This is a genomic window from Streptomyces sp. NBC_00344 (assembly GCF_036088315.1).
In the GTDB taxonomy this organism is placed as follows: Bacteria; Actinomycetota; Actinomycetes; order Streptomycetales; family Streptomycetaceae; genus Streptomyces.
In genome coordinates this window covers 3,515,769-3,538,823 of sequence record NZ_CP107996.1, presented here as the reverse complement: position 1 = coordinate 3,538,823, position 23,055 = coordinate 3,515,769, and the positions used below count along the sequence as shown (strand labels likewise).

Annotated in this window: 15 protein-coding genes; 7 read left to right on the top strand and 8 right to left on the bottom strand. The window is 69.4% G+C overall.

Features of this window, described 5'->3' with window-relative positions; translation table 11 throughout:
• Positions 1–51: 51 nt before the first annotated feature.
• From OHS16_RS15900 to OHS16_RS15890, 3 genes are all read left to right on the top strand, one after another.
• Positions 52–939, top strand: coding sequence for a metal-dependent hydrolase (locus OHS16_RS15900; protein WP_328540859.1), 888 nt, complete (start codon positions 52–54; stop codon positions 937–939).
• Between the two features lie 364 nt (positions 940–1,303).
• A complete protein-coding gene (locus OHS16_RS15895) occupies positions 1,304–2,227 on the top strand; it encodes a MerR family transcriptional regulator (protein ID WP_328540858.1) in 924 nt (307 codons plus the stop codon).
• Positions 2,228–2,363: 136 nt separating this feature from the next.
• A complete protein-coding gene (locus OHS16_RS15890; RefSeq protein WP_328537870.1) occupies positions 2,364–3,023 on the top strand; it encodes an RNA 2'-phosphotransferase in 660 nt (219 codons plus the stop codon).
• A 3-nt stretch (positions 3,024–3,026) separates the two neighbouring features.
• Here OHS16_RS15890 and OHS16_RS15885 read toward each other — a convergent pair whose 3' ends face one another.
• The 3 genes from OHS16_RS15885 to OHS16_RS15875 all read right to left on the bottom strand — a co-directional run bounded on the left by OHS16_RS15885 (position 3,027) and on the right by OHS16_RS15875 (position 8,820).
• Positions 3,027–3,926, bottom strand: a complete 900-nt coding sequence (locus tag OHS16_RS15885) for an LLM class flavin-dependent oxidoreductase (RefSeq protein ID WP_328537869.1) — start codon at positions 3,924–3,926, stop codon at positions 3,027–3,029.
• An 80-nt stretch (positions 3,927–4,006) separates the two neighbouring features.
• Complete coding sequence (locus OHS16_RS15880; protein WP_328537868.1) at positions 4,007–6,964, bottom strand: tetratricopeptide repeat protein; 2,958 nt, start codon at positions 6,962–6,964, stop codon at positions 4,007–4,009.
• Positions 6,961–8,820: an HSP90 family protein gene (locus OHS16_RS15875; protein WP_328537867.1), complete on the bottom strand. Its 1,860-nt coding sequence runs from the start codon at positions 8,818–8,820 to the stop codon at positions 6,961–6,963. Before OHS16_RS15875 ends, OHS16_RS15880 begins: the two co-directional genes overlap by 4 nt.
• A gap of 339 nt (positions 8,821–9,159) precedes the next feature.
• Between OHS16_RS15875 and OHS16_RS15870 the strand changes: the two genes are divergently transcribed.
• The gene (locus OHS16_RS15870; protein ID WP_328537866.1) at positions 9,160–10,020 is read left to right on the top strand and encodes an HAD-IIB family hydrolase; all 861 of its coding nucleotides are present in this window, start codon (positions 9,160–9,162) and stop codon (positions 10,018–10,020) included.
• Between the two features lie 44 nt (positions 10,021–10,064).
• Here OHS16_RS15870 and OHS16_RS15865 read toward each other — a convergent pair whose 3' ends face one another.
• The 5 genes from OHS16_RS15865 to hisC form a co-directional block, all read right to left on the bottom strand.
• Positions 10,065–11,771, bottom strand: a complete 1,707-nt coding sequence (locus OHS16_RS15865; protein WP_328537865.1) for a GAF domain-containing sensor histidine kinase — start codon at positions 11,769–11,771, stop codon at positions 10,065–10,067.
• Between the two features lie 19 nt (positions 11,772–11,790).
• A complete protein-coding gene (gene cydD, locus OHS16_RS15860) occupies positions 11,791–15,306 on the bottom strand; it encodes a thiol reductant ABC exporter subunit CydD (protein WP_328537864.1) in 3,516 nt (1,171 codons plus the stop codon).
• 191 nt (positions 15,307–15,497) lie between these two features.
• Positions 15,498–16,499 carry a cytochrome d ubiquinol oxidase subunit II gene (gene cydB, locus OHS16_RS15855; RefSeq protein WP_328537863.1) on the bottom strand — a complete coding sequence of 334 codons (1,002 nt, stop codon included), beginning with the start codon at positions 16,497–16,499 and terminating at the stop codon, positions 15,498–15,500.
• Positions 16,500–16,512: 13 nt separating this feature from the next.
• A complete protein-coding gene (locus OHS16_RS15850; RefSeq protein ID WP_328537862.1) occupies positions 16,513–18,090 on the bottom strand; it encodes a cytochrome ubiquinol oxidase subunit I in 1,578 nt (525 codons plus the stop codon).
• Positions 18,091–18,283: 193 nt separating this feature from the next.
• Entirely contained in the window at positions 18,284–19,363 is a 1,080-nt protein-coding gene (gene hisC / locus OHS16_RS15845) for a histidinol-phosphate transaminase (RefSeq protein ID WP_328537861.1), read from the bottom strand.
• 337 nt (positions 19,364–19,700) lie between these two features.
• On the opposite strand from hisC, the gene OHS16_RS15840 reads away from it, so the two are divergent.
• From OHS16_RS15840 to OHS16_RS15830, 3 genes are all read left to right on the top strand, one after another.
• The gene (locus tag OHS16_RS15840) at positions 19,701–20,822 is read left to right on the top strand and encodes a LacI family DNA-binding transcriptional regulator (RefSeq protein WP_328537860.1); all 1,122 of its coding nucleotides are present in this window, start codon (positions 19,701–19,703) and stop codon (positions 20,820–20,822) included.
• Positions 20,823–20,993: 171 nt separating this feature from the next.
• Entirely contained in the window at positions 20,994–22,058 is a 1,065-nt protein-coding gene (locus OHS16_RS15835) for a metallophosphoesterase (protein ID WP_328537859.1), read from the top strand.
• Between the two features lie 149 nt (positions 22,059–22,207).
• The gene (locus OHS16_RS15830; RefSeq protein WP_328537858.1) at positions 22,208–23,038 is read left to right on the top strand and encodes a hypothetical protein; all 831 of its coding nucleotides are present in this window, start codon (positions 22,208–22,210) and stop codon (positions 23,036–23,038) included.
• Positions 23,039–23,055 lie beyond the last annotated feature (17 nt).

Here is a 23,055-nt window from a genome sequence, read left to right as displayed (position 1 = left end):
GGCAGGTCCGACGGGTCCGAGGGGAAGTCAGAGACATCGGACGAGAATTATGTGATCGCGCCGCGCCGGGTCTCCTTCGACTGGGAACGCACCCCATTGCACTGGATACCTGACGAGCCGACCGCCACCCATGTGATCAATGTGCTGCATCTGCTGCTTCCGGCGGGTGAGCGATGGTTCGTGAAGGTCTTCAAGGAGGCCCTCCCGCTGGTCGCGGAGCCGGGCCTGCTCAAGGACGTCAAGGGGTTCATGGGCCAGGAGGCGACGCACAGCGTGCAGCACTCCCATGTCCTGGACCACCTCGCCGCCCAGCGTCTCGAGACCGAGCCCTACACCCGGCACGTCGACTACCTCTTCGAGAAGCTGCTCGGCGAACGGCCGCCCTTCGGCATACGGCTGTCCGCCCGGGAGTGGCTGCGCTTCCGGCTTGCCATCGTTGCCGCGATCGAACAGTTCACCGCGGTCCTCGGGGACTGGGTGCTGCACGCCGAGGGCCTGGATCGCGCGGAGGCCGACGAGGTGATGCTCGATCTGCTGCGCTGGCACGGCGCCGAGGAGGTCGAGCACCGGGCCGTCGCCTTCGACATGTACCAGCACTGCGGTGGCACCGGGCTGCCCCGGTACGCCCGGCGGATCGAAGGCATGGTGGTGGTCACTCCGGTACTGCTGTGGCTGTGGATCTGGGGCACCTCCTACCTGATACGCCACGACCCCGAGCTCGGCGGCCGGCTCCGCTACGCACTGCGGGAGCACAACAAGGCCGTGGCCAAGGGCCTGCTGCCGACCTGGGGTCAGCTGGGATCGGCGATTCCCCGGTACCTCCGGCGGTCGTACCATCCCTCGCAGGAGGGTTCACTGCGCAGGGCGGTGGAGTACCTGGCGACCTCGCCCGCCGCACGTTCGGCGGCCGGTGCGATCGGACGCGCGGCTCTGTCCTGAGGGGCGTCCCGTCCTCGGTGGTGGATCAAGCGCGGCATCGGATGCGGTGCGTCGCACGGCTGAGGAGCGTCCGCATACTGAGCGCATGCGGGCGATCCGACAACGCGGCGAGGCGCCGCAGCTGTCGTCGCGCGCCCGCCAGAAATGACGGGACAGCCCTTGGGCGGTGGCACAAGCTCAGGCGAAGCAGCGTAGGGAGAGAAGAGTGTCCGGCGACACAGCGGGACGGACAGCGGCCTCGGAGCCGGCCGCGGCGCGGGCAGCAGCCGCGCAGGCGACGGCTGCGCCGACGACGGCGGGCCGGGCCACCGGACCACGTTCCACCCGCCCGCGGACGGCGGAGCCGCCCGGTCCCGAGTACCGGATCGAGGATCTTGCTCACCACAGTGGTGCCACCGTCCGTACGATCCGCGCCTATCAGGACCGCGGTCTGCTGCCCAAGCCGCAGCGGCGCGGCAGGTCGAACGTGTACGGGGACGGCCATCTGGCCCGGCTGCACCAGATCGCTGATCTGCTGGACCGGGGATACACGCTGGCGTCGATCAAGGAGCTGCTGGAGGCCTGGGACTCGGGACGGGGACTCGGCGGAGTGCTGGGACTGGTCGCCGAGGTCGGCGGCCCCTGGACTGACGAGGAAGCGGCCAGGATCTCCCGTGCGGAGCTGGACGAGAAGTTCGGCGGGGTCCCGGACGACGAGGCTGTGGCGGATGCGCTGGCGCTGGGCGTGCTCGAGCCGATCACCGGCCGTGACGACCAGTTTCTGGTGCCGAGCCCCCAGGAGCTGGCGGTGGCGGTGGAGCTGCATGCCGCGGGAGTGCCACTGAAGGCGATCTCCGGTCATCTCCGGGAGCTGAGAGGGCAGGTGGAGCACATCGCCGCCCGGTTCCTGGAGTTCACCACGGAGCACGTCTTCGCCCGCTACCTCGGACACACTCCGCCCACCGACATCCAGGCGGCCGAGGCAGCCTCGCTGGTACGGCGGCTGCGCCCGCTCGCCCAGCAGAGTGTGGACGCCGAACTGGCGCGGGCCATGCGGCTGTTCGCCACGCGTCATCTTCAGCAGCACCTCGCCGCCGGCACCCCGCCGGTGCGTCCCGCGGTGCGCCCCGAGGAGCCGTCGGGCGTACCGGTGGCGGCGGCCACACTGCGTGCGGTGGAGGAGCTGGTCGGCCGGGACAACGCCGCCGCATTCATCACCGCGGCCGCCGAACGGGAGCTTCAGGCGCGGACGTTGGACGCGCTGACGCTGCCGCATCAGGAAGTACGACCTATCCGGCAGATGCCGTAAATCGGTATAACTTTATCCACAGATTGGACGCTTGAGGCTGTGGATAACCACACCTGCCTGTGGATCATGCCTAACTCAGCCGGTCCACACCGTAATTGGGATGCGACCGTGCACCGCACGCCGCCACTCTTGACCGATGAACGAACAGACAGCGGACTGGACAGCCGGGGAAGCGGCTGACAGGCCGGCGGCGGAACCGGACGGGCAGCGCACCGTGCGGGTGTCGAAGTACCTCTCGAGACATCTGCGCCACCAGCCCGGGCGCATCGGGATCGCCCTTGACGAGAACGGCTGGGTGCCGGTCGATGTACTGATCCGGGCTGCCGCCTCGCACGGCTTGGTCTTCACCCGGGACGAGCTCGCCCATGTCGTGGCAGTCAATGACAAGCAGCGTTTCACGATCGACGGCAGCCGGATCCGTGCCAACCAGGGCCACACGGTCGACGTCGATCTCGGTCTGGCCCCGGCCGAGCCGCCCGCGTACCTCTACCACGGGACGGTCGCCCGCAGTCTCGCTGCCATCCGCGCCCAGGGCCTGCGCCCGATGTACCGCCACCATGTCCATCTCTCGCCGGACCGTGAGACAGCGACCCGGGTGGGCGCCAGGCGGGGCCGTCCCGTGGTGATCAGCGTGGACGCAGGAGCCATGCACCACTCCGGTCATGTCTTCCGGGTCAGCGCCAACGGGGTGTGGCTCGCCGATGCGGTGCCGCCGGAGTTTCTGCGCTTTCCCGGCGGGCCGCCCGGTCACCCGGACGGGTCGGCCCGGGACAGTCATCGGCCCCTCAGCCCTTAGCCCCTAGCCCCTCAGCTGCGCCAGTGCCTCCGTCGCGATCTGCTCGAAGACCTTCTCGTCGGCAGCGAAGTCCGATGCGGGAATGGGGGCGTGGATCGCGATCTCGGTGATGCCGAGCGCGAAGTGCCTGCCCGCGAAGTCCACAAAGGCGTCAAGGGATTCCATCGGCCCGTTCCGGTCCGGAGTGAAACCGGTGAGCAGGATCTTGTCCAGTTCGGCCGCGTCCCGGCCGAACTCCGTACAGGCGGCGCCGAGCCTGCCGATCTGTCCGCGGATCGCCTCCACCGACTGCTCCGGCGTCCCCGTTTCGAAGAGCTTCGGGTCGCCGGTCGTCACCCATGCCTGGCCGTGCTTCGCGGCGAGCTTCAACCCGCGCGGGCCGGTGGCAGCCACCGCGAAGGGCAGCCGGGGCCGCTGCACGCAGCCAGGAATGTTGCGCGCCTCGTCAGCCGAGTAGTGGGCGGAGCGATGGGAGACGGAGTCCTCGGTCAGCAGCCGGTCGAGCAGCGGTACGAACTCGGCGAAACGGTCCGCCCGCTCCTTCGGGGTCCACGGCTCCTGCCCGAGCGCCGTGGCGTCGAAGCCGTTGCCCCCTGCGCCGATGCCCAGCGTGATCCGGCCGCCGGAGACATCGTCGAGCGTGATGAGTTCCTTGGCGAGGGTCACCGGATGGCGGAAGTTCGGAGAGGTGACGAGGGTGCCGAGGCGCAGCCGTGATGTCGCTGCCGCAGCAGCGGTCAGCGTGGGCACGGCACCGAACCACGGCCCGTCACGGAAGGTGCGCCATGACAGATGGTCGTAGGTGTACGCGGCGTGGAAGCCGAGGTCCTCGGCTCGCACCCACTGGTCGCGGCCGCCTTCGGCCCAGCGGCGGACGGGAAGAATCACAGTGCTCAGACGCATGTACCGAGCTTATGCGGCCCCGCCGGCGCCGCGGGGCCGCCTACCGGCAGCGGCCGGAACACCGGACGCCTCCCGCCCCCTCACTCCAGCTGCTTCAGCTGCGCCTCCACCCAGCGCAGCAGCTGGGAAGTCTCCTCGCCGGACGCAGCCGTCAGCTCCCGGTGGATCACGCGCAGCCTCCGCCCGGCGTCCTGGCGGCGCCCCAACTCCTTCTCGGTCCAGGCGAGTCTGATGACGCACTGCACACGGTCCCTCAGCAGCTCGGGGCCGAGCACGGTGTAGGCCTGGGCCGCCTTCTCCCAGAGAACCACCGCCGCCTCACGCACCCGGCGCATGTGCTCGGCCGCAGCGGCGGGGTGCCCGTACACCGGCTCCGCACCAGCCGGGTCCTGGTTCCCATCATCGTCCGCCCCGTATGCGTCGTCCTCCTCGTCCAGCTGGTTGAGCGTCGCCTCCGCCAGCTGGGACCAGGTGCGGGCCCGTTCGAGAAGCAGCCCGGGCTCATCACCTGCCAGCGCCTCGAGTGCCTCACCCATCAGTGTCTCCGCCTCGGCCAGCGCCTTGGAGTCACTCGGGTCGTCCCGCAGTTTCAGCCAGGCCAGAGAGCGCAGCGCCCGGGCGAGCGGAACGACCTCCCCTGCCTCGCGCCACAGATCCAGCGCCCGCCCGTAGGCTCGCTCGGCCTCTTCGGCCAGGCCGGCGCCCGCCAGGCACTCGGCCGCGAGGGTGGCCAGCCGCGCGTGCGGCTGCACGTGCTCCCAGCTCTTCGCCACATCGGCCGCCAGCAGATACTGCTCGGCTGCCGCCCGCTGGTCACCGAGCTGCCGCAGTTGGTGGCCGAGCGTCTCGCGGGCCCTCACCGCCTGCTCCTCACCGTGCTCCACCAGGTCGGGCAACGCGGATTCCAGGATTTCGGCGGCCTCGGCGGGCCGCCCCGTTTCGCCGTACGACTGGGCCAGGATCAACCTCGCGTAGGCGCCCGCACCAGCCGATTCGTCTGCCGCGTCGAACCAGTGCGCCGCCTGCAGTGCGTAGGCAGCCGCCTCGTCCTCCTTGCCGTGCTGCTCATAGAGCGCCTCGGCCAGCAGCAACCGCGTGGAGCCGAGCTCTGCCGGGTCCAGGACCTCCGCGCTGTGCACGAGCGCGACGCGCGCCAGCCGCTCGGCCTCCGCGGGAGCGCCCAGCATCAGCTGCAGTCTGGCTCTCCTGACCAGCGGATCGACGGCGTTCCAGGGCTGCCCTGCCGCGAGACTGCGCTCTCCGGCGGCAGCGAGCAGGTCATCCGCGCGCTGCCAGTCCCTGCTCGCCCAGGCGCGCTGAGCGAGCAGGGTCTCCGCATCGGCGACGAGGTCCGCCACGTCGTCGCCCGCGATGCCCTCGTCGTCCAGGTGTGCGGCGACGAAGCTCTCGAGCGCGGGGCCGATATCGCTGTCCTCGACCGGTGACAGGGCTCCGTCGAGTCTGATCCGGGCCAGGCCCACGGCGGCGATTCTGCGCACCCGTCGCGGTTCCTGCGCGTTCAATGCCTCGGCGGATGCGGCCGCGGTTTCCAGCAGGGCCGCCGTCACCGCCGCTCCGGCGCCCTCCTGCGCCGAAGCCACGGCGGCCCACAGCTCGTTGATCGCGGCCCGGCCCGGCTCGCCGGCCGCCCGATAGGCGGCGGCGACCCGCTCGAAGGCCTCCGGCGCGGGCTCGAGCAGCGCGCGGTGCTCCAGCAGTTCGGCGGCGAGCAGCGGATCCGGCCGCTGCCCCTGCTCGTCGGCCAGGGCCCCGATCCGTCCCCACACGGCCTGCGAGCCCGGGTGCCCCAGACCCCGCAAGCGCCGGGCCTCGGTGATCAGTTCGGCCAGGGACGCATCGTCGCCCGCCGTTCCCGGCGTGGCCGCGACTCCGGCACCCCGCGCCGCGGGGTGAGGCGCTGCCGGCCCGGCAGGCCGTACGCCCAGTGGCAGAGCATCCAGCAGCGGCCGCCGGGAGAGCCGGTCGGCGAACCGCCGCGAGGTGACCGTGTTCCCGTTGCGCTCATCGAAGCGGCGGGCTATCCCGGTGGCGTCCGCGTACAACTGGTCGTACAGCTGACGCACGCTGTGCCGGGTGCCCTGGTAGGTCGCGGCCGGCCGGTCGCCGTGACCGAGCTCGTCCAGGCGCCCGAGCAGCACCAGTGCCCCGCCGGCAAGCCCCAGCTGGGCGTCCACATCGGCGAGCGGACCCAGTTGCCCGGCATGCTCGGTGAGGATCTCCAGACCTCGGCCCTCGTTCCCGGTGAGCGCACAGAACTCGATGTGCTGGCCGATCGTCCGCAGCAGGCTCTCGTCGCCACGGGCCATGCGGTAGCCCCGCAGATGGTGGGCGCGTGCCTCGTCCGTCCGGCCGAGACCGACGAGCGGGAGAAGGGATTTCGCGAGGACCCGGTGCGGCTCCTCCTTGCAGGTCAGATTTCCGGCCAGGACGGGGGCCCACACCTGAAGTGCCTTCTCGTGACTGCCCTTGCGTGCCCAGTGCCCGCCCTGGGCGTTCAGCTCGCAGGCGTGGCAGTCGCTCATCCGGTCTCGCTCGGCGGCGCACCAGGCCTCGAAGGCCCTGTCCGCGCGCTCGGTGTCACCCGTTTCATCGGCGAAGAAGTACTCGGACTGACGGACCGCCCGCTCGGTGTATCCGGCGACCCGGTACCGGCGCTCCATCTCCTCACGCCACTTCTCGATCGACCCCAGGGGAATGTCGGGGAGGTCGAGCATGCCCGTGCTGACCCATTTGAAGCGCCAGTGGAAGCGATGGGTGTCCGATGCGTCGAAGGCCGACGGATCGCGGTCCCACTCCTGCAGCAACCGGGCGAAGGGCACGAGCATCTTGCCGCTCTCGGTGCTGTATTCGTAGGAGTCGATGAGCGCGAAGAGCGCGGTGCGCACCACCTCGGGGTCGGCTGTCTGTTCGGCTGCCGCGACGAGTTCCTCGGCGCGGGCGTTGCGCAGCTGGCCGTTGGGCGCGCTGTCGTTCTCCCAGATCGCCTGATAGACGTCGGCAGAGGTGGGTGTGCTCACTGCTGGTCCTCCGGGGCGGCGCCGGCGGCCGGACGGCCGGTGGAGTGGGTCGCCCATTCAAGGAGGCCAAGGAAGGCCCGGTTGAGCAGCGCCGTGTCGGCGGGGCGCAGTGGGCGCTGCGCCATCAGCAACGCCTGTCCGTAGAGAGATTCGACTGCGGTGCCGGCGAGTTCCGGGTCGGGGATCGAGGCGATCCGCCGCACCAGCGGGTTGTTGTGGTTGAGCACCAGCCTGGCGCGGGGCGCGGCCCCCCGCAGCGCGCCGAGGATGTCCGTCCACAGCGCGTCGGCTTCCGCCTCGGCACTCGCACGGTCCCGCTCGTGCCGGGCCTGGCGGTCGTCGAGGAACAGCGCGGGCACGGTGATGGGCTGGTAGCAGCGCAGCGCCACGTCGCAGCCGAGCGGGTCGAGCTTGCCGCGGGCGGTGGCCAGGAACGAGGCAAGCGCCAGCTCCTGGTGGGGCGGTACGGAATCGAGTTGTGCTGTGACGGCGCCCGCGTCGAGTTCCGAGACGCTGACACCACCACGGATGAGCGGGAGCATGGCGACCAGGTCGGCGTCATAGGTGTATCCGCCGTTGACGATGCCGAGGCCGTGGGCAGCGGCGATGGGGGAGACCTGGCGGAACTCCTCGACGGTGCGGGTGAAGTGCACCTCCGGATGGGCGGCCACGAATTCGTCGAGGGTCATCCGGCCGTCGCTGGTCTCGAACGGCAGCCACGGCAGCATCAGTTCGAGGAGCGCGGGGTCGTGGCGGGCCAGCGACTTCACTCCCAGGTGATGGACGGTGAGGAAGGCAGCGAGGCGTTCGGGGTCACCTGCGGCGAGTTCGGTGAGCCACTCCCTGATCCGGGCGCCGAGTGCCTCGCGGACAGCTGCCAGGGTTTCGTCGTCGTAGAGGTTCTCCCGGGATGCCGTCGGCCGAAGGGTGTCGGTGTCGAGGACGACGCGTACGAAGAAGGCCCAGTCGGGCAGCAGATTGTCCGCCCGGTCGGTGAGCAGCATGCCCTTGAGATGGACCCGGTGGGCGGCACGGTGGGCCGGGCTGGTGGCGGAGGGCAGGACATACGCGACGCCCCGCACCCCGGCGACCGGCAGATCCAGGTCGATGGAGTCGAGCGGGGTGAAACCGAAGACCCTGGCGCAGTGTCCGGCGAGGGCCACTCTGCGGGCGGCGGGCGTCGGGTGGGCGCGCTCCCAGACGGCGGGACGGTCGGTGACCGGGCGGGCGGCGCCGTCGGGACCGGCGAAGGTCACCTCGTGGGCCAGCAGCGACCCGAAGTCGCGGGCCAGTTCCTCCACCCGCTGCGGGGCGGTCCACTCCTCGGCACCGGGCCGCGGTTCCAGATGGACGGTGGTGCCCGGTTCGGGCCTGGCCTCGTCGGGGAGCGTACGCACGGTGTACGAGCCGTCGTCCGTGGCCAGCCACTCGACGGGCGGTCGGCCGGGGGTGCGCGCGGAGCGCGAGACGACACGGATCTGCCGGGCCACGACGAAACAGGCCAGCAGCCCGATGCCGAACTGGCCGAGGAATTCCTGGCGGGCGCTCTCCAGACCGTCGCGCTTCGAGCTGCGCCCGATGGTGGCCAGGAGCGTGTGCACCTCGTCGTCGGTCAGTCCGATACCGGTGTCCTCGATGGTGACAGCTCCGCCGGTGGCGGTGAGCCGGATACGGACCGGGGCGTCCGGCTCAAGTGCACGGCGAGCGGTCATGGCGTCGACCGCGTTCTGCAGGAGCTCGCGCACATAGACCCGGGGGCTGGAGTACAGATGGTGGGACAGCAGATCGACGAGACCACGCAGATCCACTTGGAAGGTGTTGGCGGCGAGTCCGCTCGGGGCAGAGGTTTCGTGCATACGGGAATTCACAGGGAGTCACCTCGCGTGCTCATGCGCGGGGTCGGGCGCTCGCAGGGTCCCCCCCTCACGATGCGCGATCGGCGCCAGGTCCTGCGCGAGAGCAGGACGCGGAAGATGGAACCATCGTAGAACCGGGCACTGACAAAGCACACAGGGATTCGGCATCCGGGATCTTGGACGGGCCCCTGCACGGCGCCGTGCACGGCACCCGGACGACCGGCTCGGCGGACCGTCGTGGGCCAGCAGACCTCCCGCAGGAACTCCGCCGCACCCGCGCGCGCTCTCAAATGTGCGCCCCTCCGCCCGCCCGTGCACTCCGTGCGGGAGAATGCGTCGGTGACCTCAGCTATCGGCCCTGCCTCCGCCTCCCCCCTTCCGCCCCGGCTGATCGCCACCGACCTGGACGGCACTCTGCTGCGCGACGACAAAACCGTCTCGGACCGCACGATCGCGGCGCTCGCCGCCGCCGAGGAGGCGGGGATCGACGTCTTCTTCGTCACCGGCCGGCCGGCCCGGTGGATGGACGTCGTCAGTGACCATGTACACGGCCATGGCCTGGCCATCTGCGGCAACGGCGCCGCTGTGGTCGACCTGCACGGCGACGAGGGCGGACACATCTTCGTCAAGGTCCTCCCCCTGGAGCGCACCGGCGCCCTCGACGTCATCTCCATCCTGCGTGCCGCCGCACCCGGCACCTCCTTCGCCGTCGAGCGGACCGGCGGCATCCACCACGAGCCGGGCTATCCGCCCCTGCACTTCGATCCGGCGTCGAGCGTGGCACCTGCCGAGAAGTTGCTCGCCGAGGACTCGGACACCGCGGACCAGCCCGTGCTGAAGGTGCTGGCCCATCACCCCGAACTGTCCCCCGACGACTTCCTCGCGCTGGCCCGGGCATCGGTCGGTGACCGCGCTTCCATCACCCGGTCCAGTCCGACCGCACTGCTGGAGATCAGCGGCCCCGGCGTCTCCAAGGCCGGCACCCTCGCACTGTGCTGCGCCGAACGCGGTATCGCCGCATCCGAGGTGGTGGCCTTCGGCGATATGCCGAACGACGTCGAGATGCTGAGCTGGGCCGGCACGTCGTACGCCATGGGCAATGCCCATCCGCAGGCCGTGGCAGCCGCGTCGCGCCGCACGGTCGCCAACAACGAGGACGGGGTCGCTGTCGTCATCGAGCAGATCCTGAAGGCACTCTGAATCCGTGGTCCGCAGCTGCGGGCTCCCGTGCGACGCACCCGGGCCTACAGCGGGACCTCCCACACCACGGCCGTGCCGCCGGCCACGCCACCGAGGCCGGACCCGTACCGGCTCGATCCGCCCAGCGACTCGGCACGCCGGTTGAGGTTGCGCAGGCCGCTGCGCCGGCCTCCTTCCGGGATGCCCACCCCGTCGTCGGACACGGTGAGCCGCACCGCCGGACTCCCGTCGGTCAGCGTTGCCGCGGCGTCGACCTCGACCTCGATCCGGGAGGCCCCGGCATGCCGGAAGGCGTTGGAGAGCGCCTCGCGCAGTGCGGCGATCAGATTCTTCCCGGTGAGTTCACCGACCGCGGTGTCGACATCGCCGAGGAACCGGTGCCCGGGCTTGAATCCCAGCGGCACGGCCGCCATGTTGATCTCCCGCAGGACCCTGGTCCGCAACCCGGACGGCGCTTCGGCAGGTCCCTGCTGCAGGGCGAAGATCGCGGTGCGGATCTCCTGGATCGTCACGTCCAGTTCGTCCACCGCCCGGGCGACGCCGCTTCGCACCTCCGGAACGACGGACTGGCGCTGTGCGCCCTCCAGCATCATTCCGGTGGCGAACAGCCGCTGGACGACGAGGTCGTGCAGATCCCGGGCGATCCGGTCCCGGTCCCCGAAGACCGCGAGACGTTCCCGGTCACGCTGAGCGTCCGCCATCATCAGGGCCAGCGCGGCCTGTGAGGCGAACTGCGTCGCCAGGGCCCTCTCCGCTTCGGTGAAGGGGCGTGCACCCCGCGCGCGAGGTGTCGCCAGGGCGCCCAGCACCCGGCCCCCGCTGTGCAGCGGCAGCATCATGCTCGGACCGAACTGCCGGGTCAGACCGGTGACAAGCCGTGGATCGGTGTCCGAGTCGTCCACGAACACCGGGTTGCCGGAGAGCAGTGTCCGCACCACTCCGCTGTCCGCAGGGATGATCATGCCGAGAACCTGGGTGGGTTGTCCGGCGGAGACCGCGACGATCTCCAGACCGCCGCCGACTGCGGGCAGCATCACCACACCCGCCGCCGAGTCCGCCAAGTTCCTTGCCTGTTCGGCGACCACGGTGAGTGCCTCATCGGCATCACCACCCGAGAGCAGTGCCGTGGTGACTGCCACCGAGCCGTCGATCCATCGCTCACGCCGGCGGGCGGCCTCGTACAGCCGGGCGTTGCCGATCGCGATCCCGGCCTCTGTCGAGAACACCCGCAGCATCGTCAGATCACCTGCGCCGAACTCGCCCCCGCCTCTCTTCTCGGCGAGATAGAGGTTGCCGAAGGTCTCCCCGTGCACCTGAAGGGGGACTCCCAGAAAGGTCCGCATCGGCGGATGGTGCGGCGGGAATCCCGCGTAGCGCGGATCGGTGGTCAGATCGGCGAGCCGCAGCGCGTCCGGCTCCTGGATCAGCGCACCGAGGAGCCCTCTGCGCCCGTCGGGGAGTCTGCCGATCTTCGCGGCCTGCTCCGGCGTGACGCCAAAGGTGACGAAGTCGCTGAGCCCGGTCCTTTCCTGGTTCACGACACCGATCGCGGCGTAGCGGGCGTCCGCCAGTTCGGCGGCGGTCTCGCAGATCCTGTCCAGGGTGGAGTTCAGCTCGAGGCCGGTGCCCAGTGAGCGCATGGCCGCCAGCAGCTGCGGCACCCTCGCCGTGAGTTCGGTGGAGAGGCCCGGCAGAGCCGAGGCAGCGCTGGAGGCGGCGTCGGGAGGATCAGCGGAATCCGGGACTGACATACCCAGAGCCTAGTAAGTCCTATTTCGAGACGAAAGTCAGACTTTGTCGGCTGCCTGCGAGATCGCTCTCCTGTTCACGCTCCAGCATCCGCCGCAGAGGTCCGTCCGAAACGGTCAGCTCCCCGTAAGGGCCGCGTTGTACGACCCTGCCGCCGTCCAGAACGATCACCTCGTCGACGGCCTCGAGGCCCCGGAGCCGATGCGTGATGAGCAGCGTCGTACGGCCTTCGGTGGCCGCCAGCAGATCCCCGGTCAGCGCGTCGGCGGTCGCCAGATCGAGATGTTCGGCCGGCTCGTCCAGGACAAGCACCGGGAAGTCGGCAAGCAGCGCACGGGCCAGTGCCAGGCGCTGACGTTGCCCGCCGGAGAGTCTGGCGCCGTGCTCGCCCACCAGGGTGTCCAGGCCGTCAGGGAGGCTTTCCGCCCAGTCGAGCAGTCTCGCTCCGGCGAGCGCCCGGCGAAGTTCTTCGTGGGTGGCACCGGTGCGGGCGAGCCGCAAATTCTCCCGGAGCGAGCTGTCGAAGGTGTGCGCGTCCTGGGCGCACAGCCCCACATAGCGGCGGACCGTATCGCTCTCCAGCACACGGCTCTGCACCCCACCGAGCGTGTACGAGCCGTCCTCGGGGTCAAGGAAGCGCAGCAGCACCTGGGCGAGGGTCGTCTTGCCCGACCCCGACGCGCCGACCACGGCAACCCGACGACCGGCCTCGAGACACAGATCGATCCCTTCGAGCGCAGGGCGCCGCTGTCCGGCATGGCGCGCGGTCAGCCCGCGCAGCTCCAGCGGAAAGGGCGACTGCGGGGCCGGAGCAGTCTGTCGTGGCTCGTCCACGGGGAGCGGCGCGTCCAGTACCTCGTACACCCGCTCGGCGCTCCTACGGACCCGCTGCCGGTACTGCACAGCGAGCGGGAGCCCGGTGACCGCCTCGAAGGCGGCCAACGGAGTCAGAATCACCACGGCAAGCTCCACACCGGCCAGCCGTCCGTCGTGTACAGCCGCTGCACCGACCAGGGCCGCGGCGGCGACCGTCAGCCCGCACACCAGGGACGTCAGACCGCCGCCGAGAGCGGTGGCAGCAGCCCCGCGTGAGGCAATCCCGGTCAGCTCCCGGTCGGCGTCCCGGGCGTTCCGCAACCGCCGGCCCACCGCACCGGCGACCGTGAGTTCCGCCGTGCCGGCAAGCAGATCGGTGACCCGGGTGGCCAGCGCCCCTCGCGCCGGTGCGAGTTGCCGCTCGGCCCGCCGGGCGCAGGCGCCGCTGAGTGCGGGCACCCCGATTCCGGCAACGATCAGACCGAAGGCGAGCACCACACCCGCGGCGGGCAGCAGAAAGGCGGTGATCCCGACGGCTGCCGCCCCCACCACCGCTGCCACGCCTGCCGGCAGCAGCCATCGCAGCCAGTAGTCCTGCAACGCATCCACATCAGCGACGAGCCGGGACAGCAGATCCCCGCGACGCACCCGTCCCAGCCCGGCCGGCGCGATCCGCTCCAGCCTGCGGTAGACGGCCACCCGCATATCGGCGAGCATCCGCAGCACGGCATCGTGCGACACCAGCCGTTCCGCGTAGCGGAAGACGGCCCGCCCGGTCCCGAAAGCCCGGGTGGCGGTGACCGCGAGCATCAGATAGAGCACCGGCGGCTGTTGCGCCGCACGCGAGATCAGCCAGCCCGAGGTCGCCATCAGCCCTACGGCCGATCCCAGAGCAAGACTTCCGAGCAACAGGGCCAGCACCAGCCGCCCGCGCAGCGAACCTGCCAGCTCCCTCATCCGGGCCAGCGGGTGCCCGGGCCGGCCGGAGACCGGCCGGGGGCCGCCTGCGGTATGCGCCGCCGCTTCCGCCGGCCGCGCGACCGGCGGGGCAGTCGCAGACGCCGGCTCAGCGGAAGAAGAACGGCCCGCTGGCGCGGCAAGGGTCACGACCCGGTCGGCCACGGCCAGCAGCGCGGGGCGATGTACCACCAGAAGCACAGTGCGCCCCACCACAAGCCGCCGTACCGCTTCGACGATCCCGCTCTCCGTCTCTCCGTCCAGCGCGGCCGTCGGTTCATCGAGCAGCAGCAGCGGCCGGTCGGCGAGGAACGCGCGGGCCAGCGCGATCCGTTGACGCTGACCGGCCGAGAGTCCAGTTCCGCCCTCGCCTAGCACTGTGTCCACCCCGTTCGGCAGCCCGGCGACGAAGTCGTACGCTCCGGCATCACACAGCGCTCGGTCGACTGCGTCAGAATCGGCGTCGGGCCGTGCCAGTCTCACGTTCTCGGCGATCGTCCCGGCGAAGAGGTACGGCTGCTGCGGCACCCACGCGATCTGTTCGCGCCACCGCTCCGGCGAGATCGACGCCAGTTCCATCGGGCCGACCCGCACCCGGCCCGTGTCCGGGGCCACAAAGCCCAGCAGTACATGGAGCAGGGTGGACTTCCCGGCGCCGCTCGGTCCGGTGACCGCAACCGTCTCGCCGGCATCGACGACCAGGGACACGGCGTCCAGCGAAGGCTCGGTACGCCCGGGGTGGCGCACCGTCACGTCGGTCAGCTCCAGTCGCAGTGAATCCGGCACTTCTCCGGCACCGCCGCCAGGCAGCGGAGTCTCCAGCACCTCGAAGATCTCTTCCGCCGCCGACAGTCCCTCCGCCGCCGCGTGGTACTGCGCCCCCACCTGCCGCAGTGGCAGATATGCCTCGGGTGCCAGCATCAGGATCACCAGGCCGCTGTACAGATCCAGGTCGCCATGGACGAGGCGGAGCCCGATGGAGACCGCGACCAGCGCAACCGACAGGGTCGCCAGTAGCTCAAGGGCGAGTGACGACAGGAAGGCGATGCGCAGGGTTCGCAGGGTGGCCTTGCGGTACTGGCCGGTGATCTTGCTGATCGACTCGGCCTGCGCCTTGGCCCGTCCGAACACCTTGAGCGTCGGCAATCCCGCGACCACATCCAGAAAATGTCCGGACAGCCGGGACAGCAGTCGCCACTGCCGGTCCATTTTCGACTGCGTGGCCCAGCCGATCAACATCATGAAGACCGGAATCAGCGGGAGGGTGCCGCAGATGATCGCCGCCGACACCCAGTCCTCGGTCACGATCCGCGCCAGCACCGCCACCGGTACCACCAACGCGAGCCCCAACTGCGGCAGATAGCGCGAGAAGTAGTCGTCGAGCGCATCGACACCGCGGGTGGCGAGGGCCACCAGCGATCCGGTGCGCCGACCGCTCAGCCACTCGGGCCCCAGGGCTGCGGCACGCTCCAGCAGCCGGCTGCGCAGCTCTGCCTTGACCGCTGCGCTCGCCCGGTGCGCGGCCAGTTCGGTCAGCCATGCCACCAGTCCCCGCCCGAGAGCCACAGCACAGAGCAGCAGCAGAGGGACCCGCAATCCAGCCGCGTCCAGACCGTGCTGGAACGCCCCCACCACCACATCGGCGACAAGCATGGCCTGTGCAACGACGAGGCCCGCGCCGGCCAGCCCGAGGACCACCACCCACCCCAGAAAGAGGCGAGTAGTGCCGGCATACCGGAGCAGACGCGGGTCTATCGGTTTCACGTGAAACAACTCCCTCGGTCGTGTCTGAGAGGTAGCGGCGTCCGCCCGGAGGGCGTACCCCGCGGCGGCCGGTTGCGTGCTATCGCACGGCGGAGGATCGCCCGCACACGGGACGTACTCGGGCGACCCCGGCAACGCGGCGAGTGGGCGTGCCAGGCACCGCGGGGCAGCCGGGACTTCTCACGCACGAACTAGTGGGCGTCCGCGATGTGCTGGGTGCCGAGACGCTTGCGGAACACCCAGTACGTCCAGCCCTGATAGAGCAGAACAAGCGGCGTCATGATGCCTGCCACCCAGGTCATCACCTTGAGCGTGTAGGGGCCGGACGCCGCGTTGTCGACCGTCAGATTCCAGGCGGAATTCAGCGAGGACGGCATCACATCGGGCGCCAGCGCGAGGAACATCGCCGCCACCGTGGCGGCGATGGCGATCCCGGTGAAGGCGAAGGCCCAGCCCTCCCGCCCCCGGACGTTCATCACAAGCGACGCCACCAGCGCCGCCAGGGCAACGCAGAACGCGACCCATGTGGCACCGTTACCGCGGTCCGTCTGCATCCAGATCAGGAAAGCGGCGGCGAGCAGGGCAGTCACGACGGCAGCCCGGTTCGCAAAGGCCCTGGCCCGCACCCGGATGTCGCCCACCGTCTTGAGGGCGGTGAAGACAGCTCCATGCAGAGTGCACAGCGCCGTGAAGGCGAGGCCTCCGAGGATCGCGTACCCGTTCAGCAGGTCGGCGAAGGAACCGGCGTAGTCCTGACGGCTGTTGACGGGTACTCCGTGGACAAGATTGGCGAAGATCATCCCCCAGAGAAAGGGAAGCAGCAGCGAGCTGACGAAGAGCACCCACTCCCAGTTGCGCTGCCAGTTCTCCTCAGGCCGCTTGTGGCGGTACTCGAAGGAGAGAACCCGCACGATCAGCAGCAGCAGAATCAGCACCAGCAGCAGATAGAAGCCGCTGAAGAAGGTGGCGTACCAGACCGGGAAGGCAGCGAACATCGCTCCGGCCGCAGTGATCAGCCACACCTCGTTGCCGTCCCAGACCGGGCCGATGATGTTGATCAGGACGCGGCGCTCCCGCCGGTCCCTGGCCAGCAGCCTGGTGAGGATACCGACCCCGAAGTCGAAACCCTCGAGGAAGAAGTAGCCGGTCCACAGCACGGCGATCAGCAGAAACCAGAAGTCGTTGAGGCCCATGACGTCTCTCCTCTCAGTACGCGAAGGTCAGGGGTTTGTCGTCGTCCTCCGGGACTCCGCCGGACGGACCGGATCCGGCCGAGGGGCCCCGCAGCCGTGGGTCCTTGGCCGGCGGCTTCTCCTCCGTGTCGGGACCCAGCACCGCGTACTTCTTCATCAGCCGGACATTGATCCAGCCGAGCACGGCGTACAGCGACATCAGGACGATCAGCGAGATCAGCATCTCCGCCTGGGAGACACCGGGGGAGACCGAGTCGGCCGTCTTGAAGAGCCCGAAGACGGCCCAGGGCTGACGGCCCATTTCGGTGAAGACCCATCCGATGGAGTTGGCGATCAGCGGGAAGATCAGCGAGGCCATGCCTACGCGCCAGCCCCATGTGGTGAAGAAGGGGCCCAGTTCCCGGCTCGGGGTCAGCATGAGCTTGGGGGCCTCGTCCTCGCCGGTGCGGTGTTCGGGCAGCAGCCACTTCTTCTTCCGGGTGAGCCAGAGCCCGGCCGCCGCGGCGACCGAGGCTGTGAGCCCGATGCCGATCATGAGACGGAAGCCCCAGAAGGTCACGAAGATGTTGGGAACGTAGTCGTCGGGCTTGCCGCCGTATTTCGCCGCCTCGGCCTTCGCGGTCTCATGGATACCGGGTACGGCGGTGTGGAAGTCGTCATGGGCGAGGAAGGACAGTATTCCGGGGACCGACAGCTCCACGGAGTTGTGGCCCTCGCTCACATCACCCACGGCGAAGACGGAGAACGGTGCGGGAGCCTGCGTCTCCCAGAGAGCCTCGGCGGCAGCCATCTTCATGGGCTGCTGCTCGAACATCACTTTGCCGAGCTGATCTCCGGAGAGCGCGGTGAGAACACCGGCGGTCACCGTCATGACCAGGCCCATCCGCAACGAGGTACGCATGGTGGTGGTCCGCTTGGTGTCGGTCTTCTCGCCCGCCGCCCCGGCCTGCCTGATCTTCCACAGGTGGTAGCTGGCGATGCCGACCACAAAGGCACCGCCGGTGAGAAATGCCGAGGTCATGGTATGCGTGAAGACCACCAGCGCGGTCTTCTGGGTCAGCACATGCCAGATGTCGTTGAGGTGGGCGACCCCGGTGACGGGATCGATGGTGTACCCGACGGGGTGCTGCATCCAGGAGTTGGCCGCCAGGATGAAGTACGCAGAGAAGGTCGTCCCGATCGCCACCATCCAGATACAGGCGCAGTGGAGTCGCTTCGGCAGCTTGTCCCAGCCGAAGATCCACAGCCCGATGAAGGTGGACTCGAAGAAGAAGGCGATGAGCGCTTCCATCGCCAGCGGAGCACCGAAGACATCCCCGACGAACTTCGAGTAGTCGGACCAGTTCATGCCGAACTGGAACTCCTGGACCAGGCCGGTGGCGACCCCGATCGCCAGGTTGATCAGCAGGAGCTTTCCCCAGAACTTCGTGGCGTGGAAGTACTTCTCCCGGTCCGTCCGCACCCAGGCGGTTTCGAACCCCGCGGTGATCGCGGCAAGGGAGATCGTGAGGGGAACGAACAGATAGTGGTAGACGGTGGTCAGACCGAACTGCCATCGCGCCAGGGTTTCCGGCGCCAGAGCCAGCTCCACGTCATCACTCTCCTTACGTGACTGTGGTCACAGCGACACACTTGCCCCTTTGGTCCCACGCAGCACGGGGCGAAACGGCACGCTTGTGAAAGCGTTCACATTCACAAGCAATATTACGTAAGGACTTTCGAGACAACGAAGGCGGGGTGCCCTTTTGGCACCCCGCCTTCGTCAGCCGTGTCGCAGGAAGGAGCTACAGCTCCTTGCGGAAGGTCTCGGCAGCCTTCAGGAAGAGATCGTTCGCTTCGGTCTCGCCGACCGTGACACGGACGCCCTCACCTGCGAACGGCCGCACCACCACGCCGGTCTTCTCGCAGAACGCGGCGAATTCGCCGGTGCGCTCCCCCAGCCGCAGCCACACGAAGTTCGCCTGGCTCTCGGGGACGGTCCAGCCCTGCTCCACCAGCGCTCGGTGCACCCGGGTCCGCTCGGCGACCAGCGAACCGACCCGGCCCAGCAGTTCGTCCTCCGCGCGCAGCGACGCGACCGCCGCGTCCTGCCCGAGCTGGCTCACACCGAAGGGCACTGCCGTCTTGCGCAGGGCCGCGGCGACCGGTTCATGAGCGACGGCGAAACCGACACGCAGTCCGGCCAGCCCGTACGCCTTGGAGAAGGTACGCAGAACCGCGACATTGGGCCGGTCCCGGTAGAGCTCGATGCCGTCGGGAACTCCGGGGTCCCGGTTGAACTCGCGGTACGCCTCGTCCAGGACCACCAGAACATCGGAGGGCACCCGGTCGAGGAAGCGTTCGAGCTCAGCCCTGCGCACCACGGTGCCGGTCGGGTTGTTGGGATTGCAGACGAAGATCAGCCGGGTCCGCTCGGTGACCGCGTCGGCCATCGCATCCAGGTCGTGGACATCGCCGGAGTCCAGCGGAACCTGCACCGCTTTCGCCCCGCTGATCCTGGTGATGATCGGGTAGGCCTCGAACGACCGCCAGGCGTAGATGACCTCGTCACCCGGCCCCGATGTCACCTGGAGCAGCGACTGGGCGACGCCGACCGACCCGGTGCCGGCGGCCAGGTGCGAGACCGGCACCCCGAAGCGCCCGGCCAGCTCGTTCATCAGTCCGGTGCAGGCCATGTCCGGGTAACGGTTGAAGGACCCGGCCGCTGCGATGACACCCTCCATCACACCGGGCAACGGCGGATAGGGGTTCTCGTTGGAGGACAGCTTGAAAGCGACCGGACCGCCGGCAGCTGCCGGCTTGCCCGGCACGTAGGCGGGGATGCCGTCCAGCACGGCGCGCAGCTTGGGGCTCTTCTCGCTCACAGCGGGTCCTCCTCGGCTCGAATACTGCACACCCTATGAGGATTCGCATCCGGCGCGAATGGCGGGCACGGGAAAGGGGGAGCGCCCGCGAATCCGGTGAGCGCCGGTGGCTCACTCCGTAGCGCGCATCCCCCGTAGAGGTGAGTTGAGACCTCATCGCAACATCAGTCATGGGATAGGCCTACGCCTGTCCATACCCGAGACTCCATCGAAGGACTGATCAACTGCCATGGGTTCCAAGGCCATCACCCTTAAATGATCATGCAGAAACGTGCCTGTCAACGAGTGAATATGCGCTCCGCCCCACCGGTCGACATCGCCCTACTATCGGCTCGCCATGACAGCAGCAGGGAAGCACCAGGTGAGCCGGACGGAAACTCCCCGCAGGACCAACCGGCAGGGGCGGGCGGGTATCCGGGACGTAGCCGCCGCGGCCGGCGTCTCCATCACGACCGTCTCCGACGCGCTCAACGGCAAGGGCAGGCTTCCGGACGCCACCCGCCGCCATGTCCGCGAGGTCGCAGACCGGTTGGGCTATCGCCCGTCCGCCGCGGCCCGCACGCTCCGCACCGGGAAGTCGGGCCTCATCGGCCTGACCGTGACCACGTACGGGGATGAGCCTTTCACCTTCACCGAATTCGCGTACTTCGCCGAGATGGCCAGAGCGGCCACCTCAGCCGCGCTCGCCCGCGGCTACGCCCTCGTCATCCTCCCCGCGACCTCGCGTCACAGCGCGGTGGACGTATGGTCGAACGTCGCCCTCGACGGCACCGTGGTCATCGACCCGTCCGACCACGACCCGGTCGTCACCGAGCTCGTCCGCCAGGGGCTCCCCGTCGTGTCCGACGGCCGCCCGGCTGGCACCGTGCCCGTCACTGCCTGGGTCGACAACGACCACGAGGCCGCGGTGCTCGATCTGCTCGACCACCTCGCCGCCGCCGGAGCCCGCCGCATCGGACTGCTCACCGGGACCACCACCGACACCTACACCCGGCTCTCCACCACCGCGTATCTGCGCTGGTGCGAGCGGGTCGGGCAGGATCCGGTGTACGAGTCCTACCCCGCCCACGACCCCTGCGCGGGCGCCATCGCCGCCGACCGGCTGCTGGCCCGGCCCGATCGCCCCGACGCCGTCTACGGGCTCTTCGACCCCAACGGCACCGACCTGCTAGCCGCCGCCCGGCGGTACGGCTTACGCGTCCCCGACGATCTGCTGCTCGTCTGCTGCAGCGAATCCACCGTGTACGCGAGCACCGAACCGCCCATCACGACCCTCTCGCTCAAGCCCCGCCGGATCGGTACCGCCGTCATCCAACTGCTCATCGACGCCATCGAGGGAATCAGCAACGACCTCCCCGTCGAGCAGGTGATACCGACCGAGCTCATCGTCCGGACGTCATCGCAGCGCCGTCCGCCGCGCACCACCGTCAGCCCGCCGCGCTCCCCTTCCCAGGATTGATCATCCCATTAGGTATAAAAAGGTCGGCGAAACGCAGGAGCACCCGGATTCAGCACCCCTGGTGCGTCACACAGGGCGAGTCGCATTCCTATGATGGGCGGACGACACCGCGGACCCCCCGACCAGGCAGGTCCGACCGGTGCACGGCGCGCGACGGTGGTGGAGGGGTCGATGACTCAGGGGGCCGGTCTGGAACCCGCGATGCGGACGGCGACAGTGCGGGAATTCCGCGTACCGCCGCTGCCCGCGCCCGAGCGCGCGCACGACACCGAGCAGGGGTCCCCGTATTCCTCCGGTGAAGAGCCGGACGGCTACACGCCGACCCAGCGGGATCTTCCCGTCATCGGTCACGGCGGGCCCGGCGACACGGTGGTCGTCAGGACGGGACCCGAAGCCGCCGCCGAGAGCGAGGGCGGCCTCGGCCCGCTCTTCGTCGTCGGTGACGTCCATGGTTACCTCGACGAACTGTTGGCCGCTTTGCGCGCCCAGGGACTCATCGACGACGACGCCAGTTGGACAGCGGGCAACGCCCGCCTCTGGTTCCTCGGCGACTTCACCGACCGCGGCCCGGACGGCATCGGGGTCATCGACCTCGTCATGCGGCTCTCCGCGGAGGCCGCTGCCGCCGGCGGCTACTGCAAGGCCCTGATGGGCAATCACGAACTGCTGCTGCTCGGCGCCAAACGCTTCGGTGACACCCCGGTCAACTCCGGTGCGGGTACCGCGACCTTCCAGGCGGCGTGGCTGCTCAACGGTGGCCAGAAGGCCGACATGGACCGGCTGCAGGACGTGCATCTGCAGTGGATGTCCCGGCTCGACGCCATCGAGCTGGAGGACGACCACCTCCTGATGCACTCCGACACCACCGCGTACCTCGACTACGGCGACTCGCTCGAAGCCGTCAACGACACCGTCCGCGAGACGCTCACCCGTAACGACGCCGACGAGTGCTGGGACCTCTTCCGGAAATTCACCAAGCGCTTCGCCTTCAGGGACGAGAGCGGGCCGCAAGCCGTGCAGGAGCTCCTCGGAGTCTTCGGCGGCCGTCATGTCGTGCACGGGCACAGCCCCATTCCCTACCTGCTGGGCGAGGTCGGCACCGAGGACGGCGCGGACGGACCGCGCACCGTCATCGAAGGACCTCATGTGTACGCGGACGGCCTGGCCATCGCCATGGACGGCGGCGTGACCATGGACGGAAAGCTGCTTGTTGTGCGGCTTCCGCTGCGCGGCTGACTGCCAGGTGGATATGCGATTTACGGAAACCCTCTGTCACCGCGTGCCGTAACCGCTCTACCATCGGGATATCCGTAGCAGGCTCTCCTCCGTTTCCGCCCCATCGCCCGCGACAAGGCGGGTGTGCCGGCCTTACGGAGCATCGGGGGATGCACATGAACAGCGCTTCGCACCTGCTGATCGAGGACCGCCCGGAATTCGAGCGCCTTCTCGACGACGCACTGCGCACCGCGCACGACCGCCCGGAGCTGGCCGACGTCGGCCGACGGCTCAACACCGAACAGCTGCGCACCATGGTGCTGAACGCGGACGTCCTGGTCACCGCGGCGGCGACGACCGAGTACGAGCACTTCGTGAAAGTCCGCGAGGAACTGCGGGCGCCCGCTGCCGCTTCGGCACGTGCTTCCGTCCTCGCTCCGGCAGCCGAAGAGCCCGTCGACACCACGGGCGCCGGTCTCGCGGCGGTCGTCGCCGTCCTGGCACCCGTCCTCGCGGCCACCGCGGCCGCGATCTTCCTGCTGGTCGGCTACATACTCAAGGCCCTGAGCCCACCTCCCGCATTCGCCGACACCATGCTCACCGCAGGCTGGTTCTTCGGCGCGCTGACCGCGGCGGCCATTCTGGTCGCTGCGATCGGTCTGCTCCTCGCGGCTCTTCGCAACGGTTCGACCGAGGTACACGCCGTGCAGGCAGAGGGAGGTGGCGAACTCTCCGACGAAGTCGCCCGTGCCCGGGACGCCTGGCGGCACGCTTTGCTGGAACGCGGCATCGTTCCGTTCCTGTGCGATGCGCTGGCCGATCCGAGCACGGATCCCGCCGCCCCCGTTCCCTACCGTTCCGCTGGCCGTATCCCCCACCTGGGCTACAGCAGACCCGACTACGCCAGTCCGGACGACGGTGACGATCTCCAGCGCCCCAGCTTCACCAGCCCCGACTTCACCAGCCCCGACTTCGGCGGCCCCGACCACCAGCCGGACTGAGTCGTCCGGCCGGCGCC

Excerpts from the sequence above, each read along its gene's own strand:
- OHS16_RS15890 (WP_328537870.1), top strand. The coding sequence starts at position 2,364 with ATGAACGAACAGACAGCGGACTGGACAGCCGGGGAAGCGGCTGACAGG.
- OHS16_RS15840 (WP_328537860.1), top strand. The coding sequence starts at position 19,701 with ATGACAGCAGCAGGGAAGCACCAGGTGAGCCGGACGGAAACTCCCCGC.
- OHS16_RS15835 (WP_328537859.1), top strand. The coding sequence starts at position 20,994 with ATGACTCAGGGGGCCGGTCTGGAACCCGCGATGCGGACGGCGACAGTG.
- OHS16_RS15885 (WP_328537869.1), bottom strand. The coding sequence starts at position 3,926 with ATGCGTCTGAGCACTGTGATTCTTCCCGTCCGCCGCTGGGCCGAAGGC.
- OHS16_RS15830 (WP_328537858.1), top strand. The coding sequence starts at position 22,208 with ATGCACATGAACAGCGCTTCGCACCTGCTGATCGAGGACCGCCCGGAA.
- OHS16_RS15865 (WP_328537865.1), bottom strand. The coding sequence starts at position 11,771 with ATGTCAGTCCCGGATTCCGCTGATCCTCCCGACGCCGCCTCCAGCGCT.
- OHS16_RS15875 (WP_328537867.1), bottom strand. The coding sequence starts at position 8,820 with ATGCACGAAACCTCTGCCCCGAGCGGACTCGCCGCCAACACCTTCCAA.
- cydB (WP_328537863.1), bottom strand. The coding sequence starts at position 16,499 with ATGGGCCTCAACGACTTCTGGTTTCTGCTGATCGCCGTGCTGTGGACC.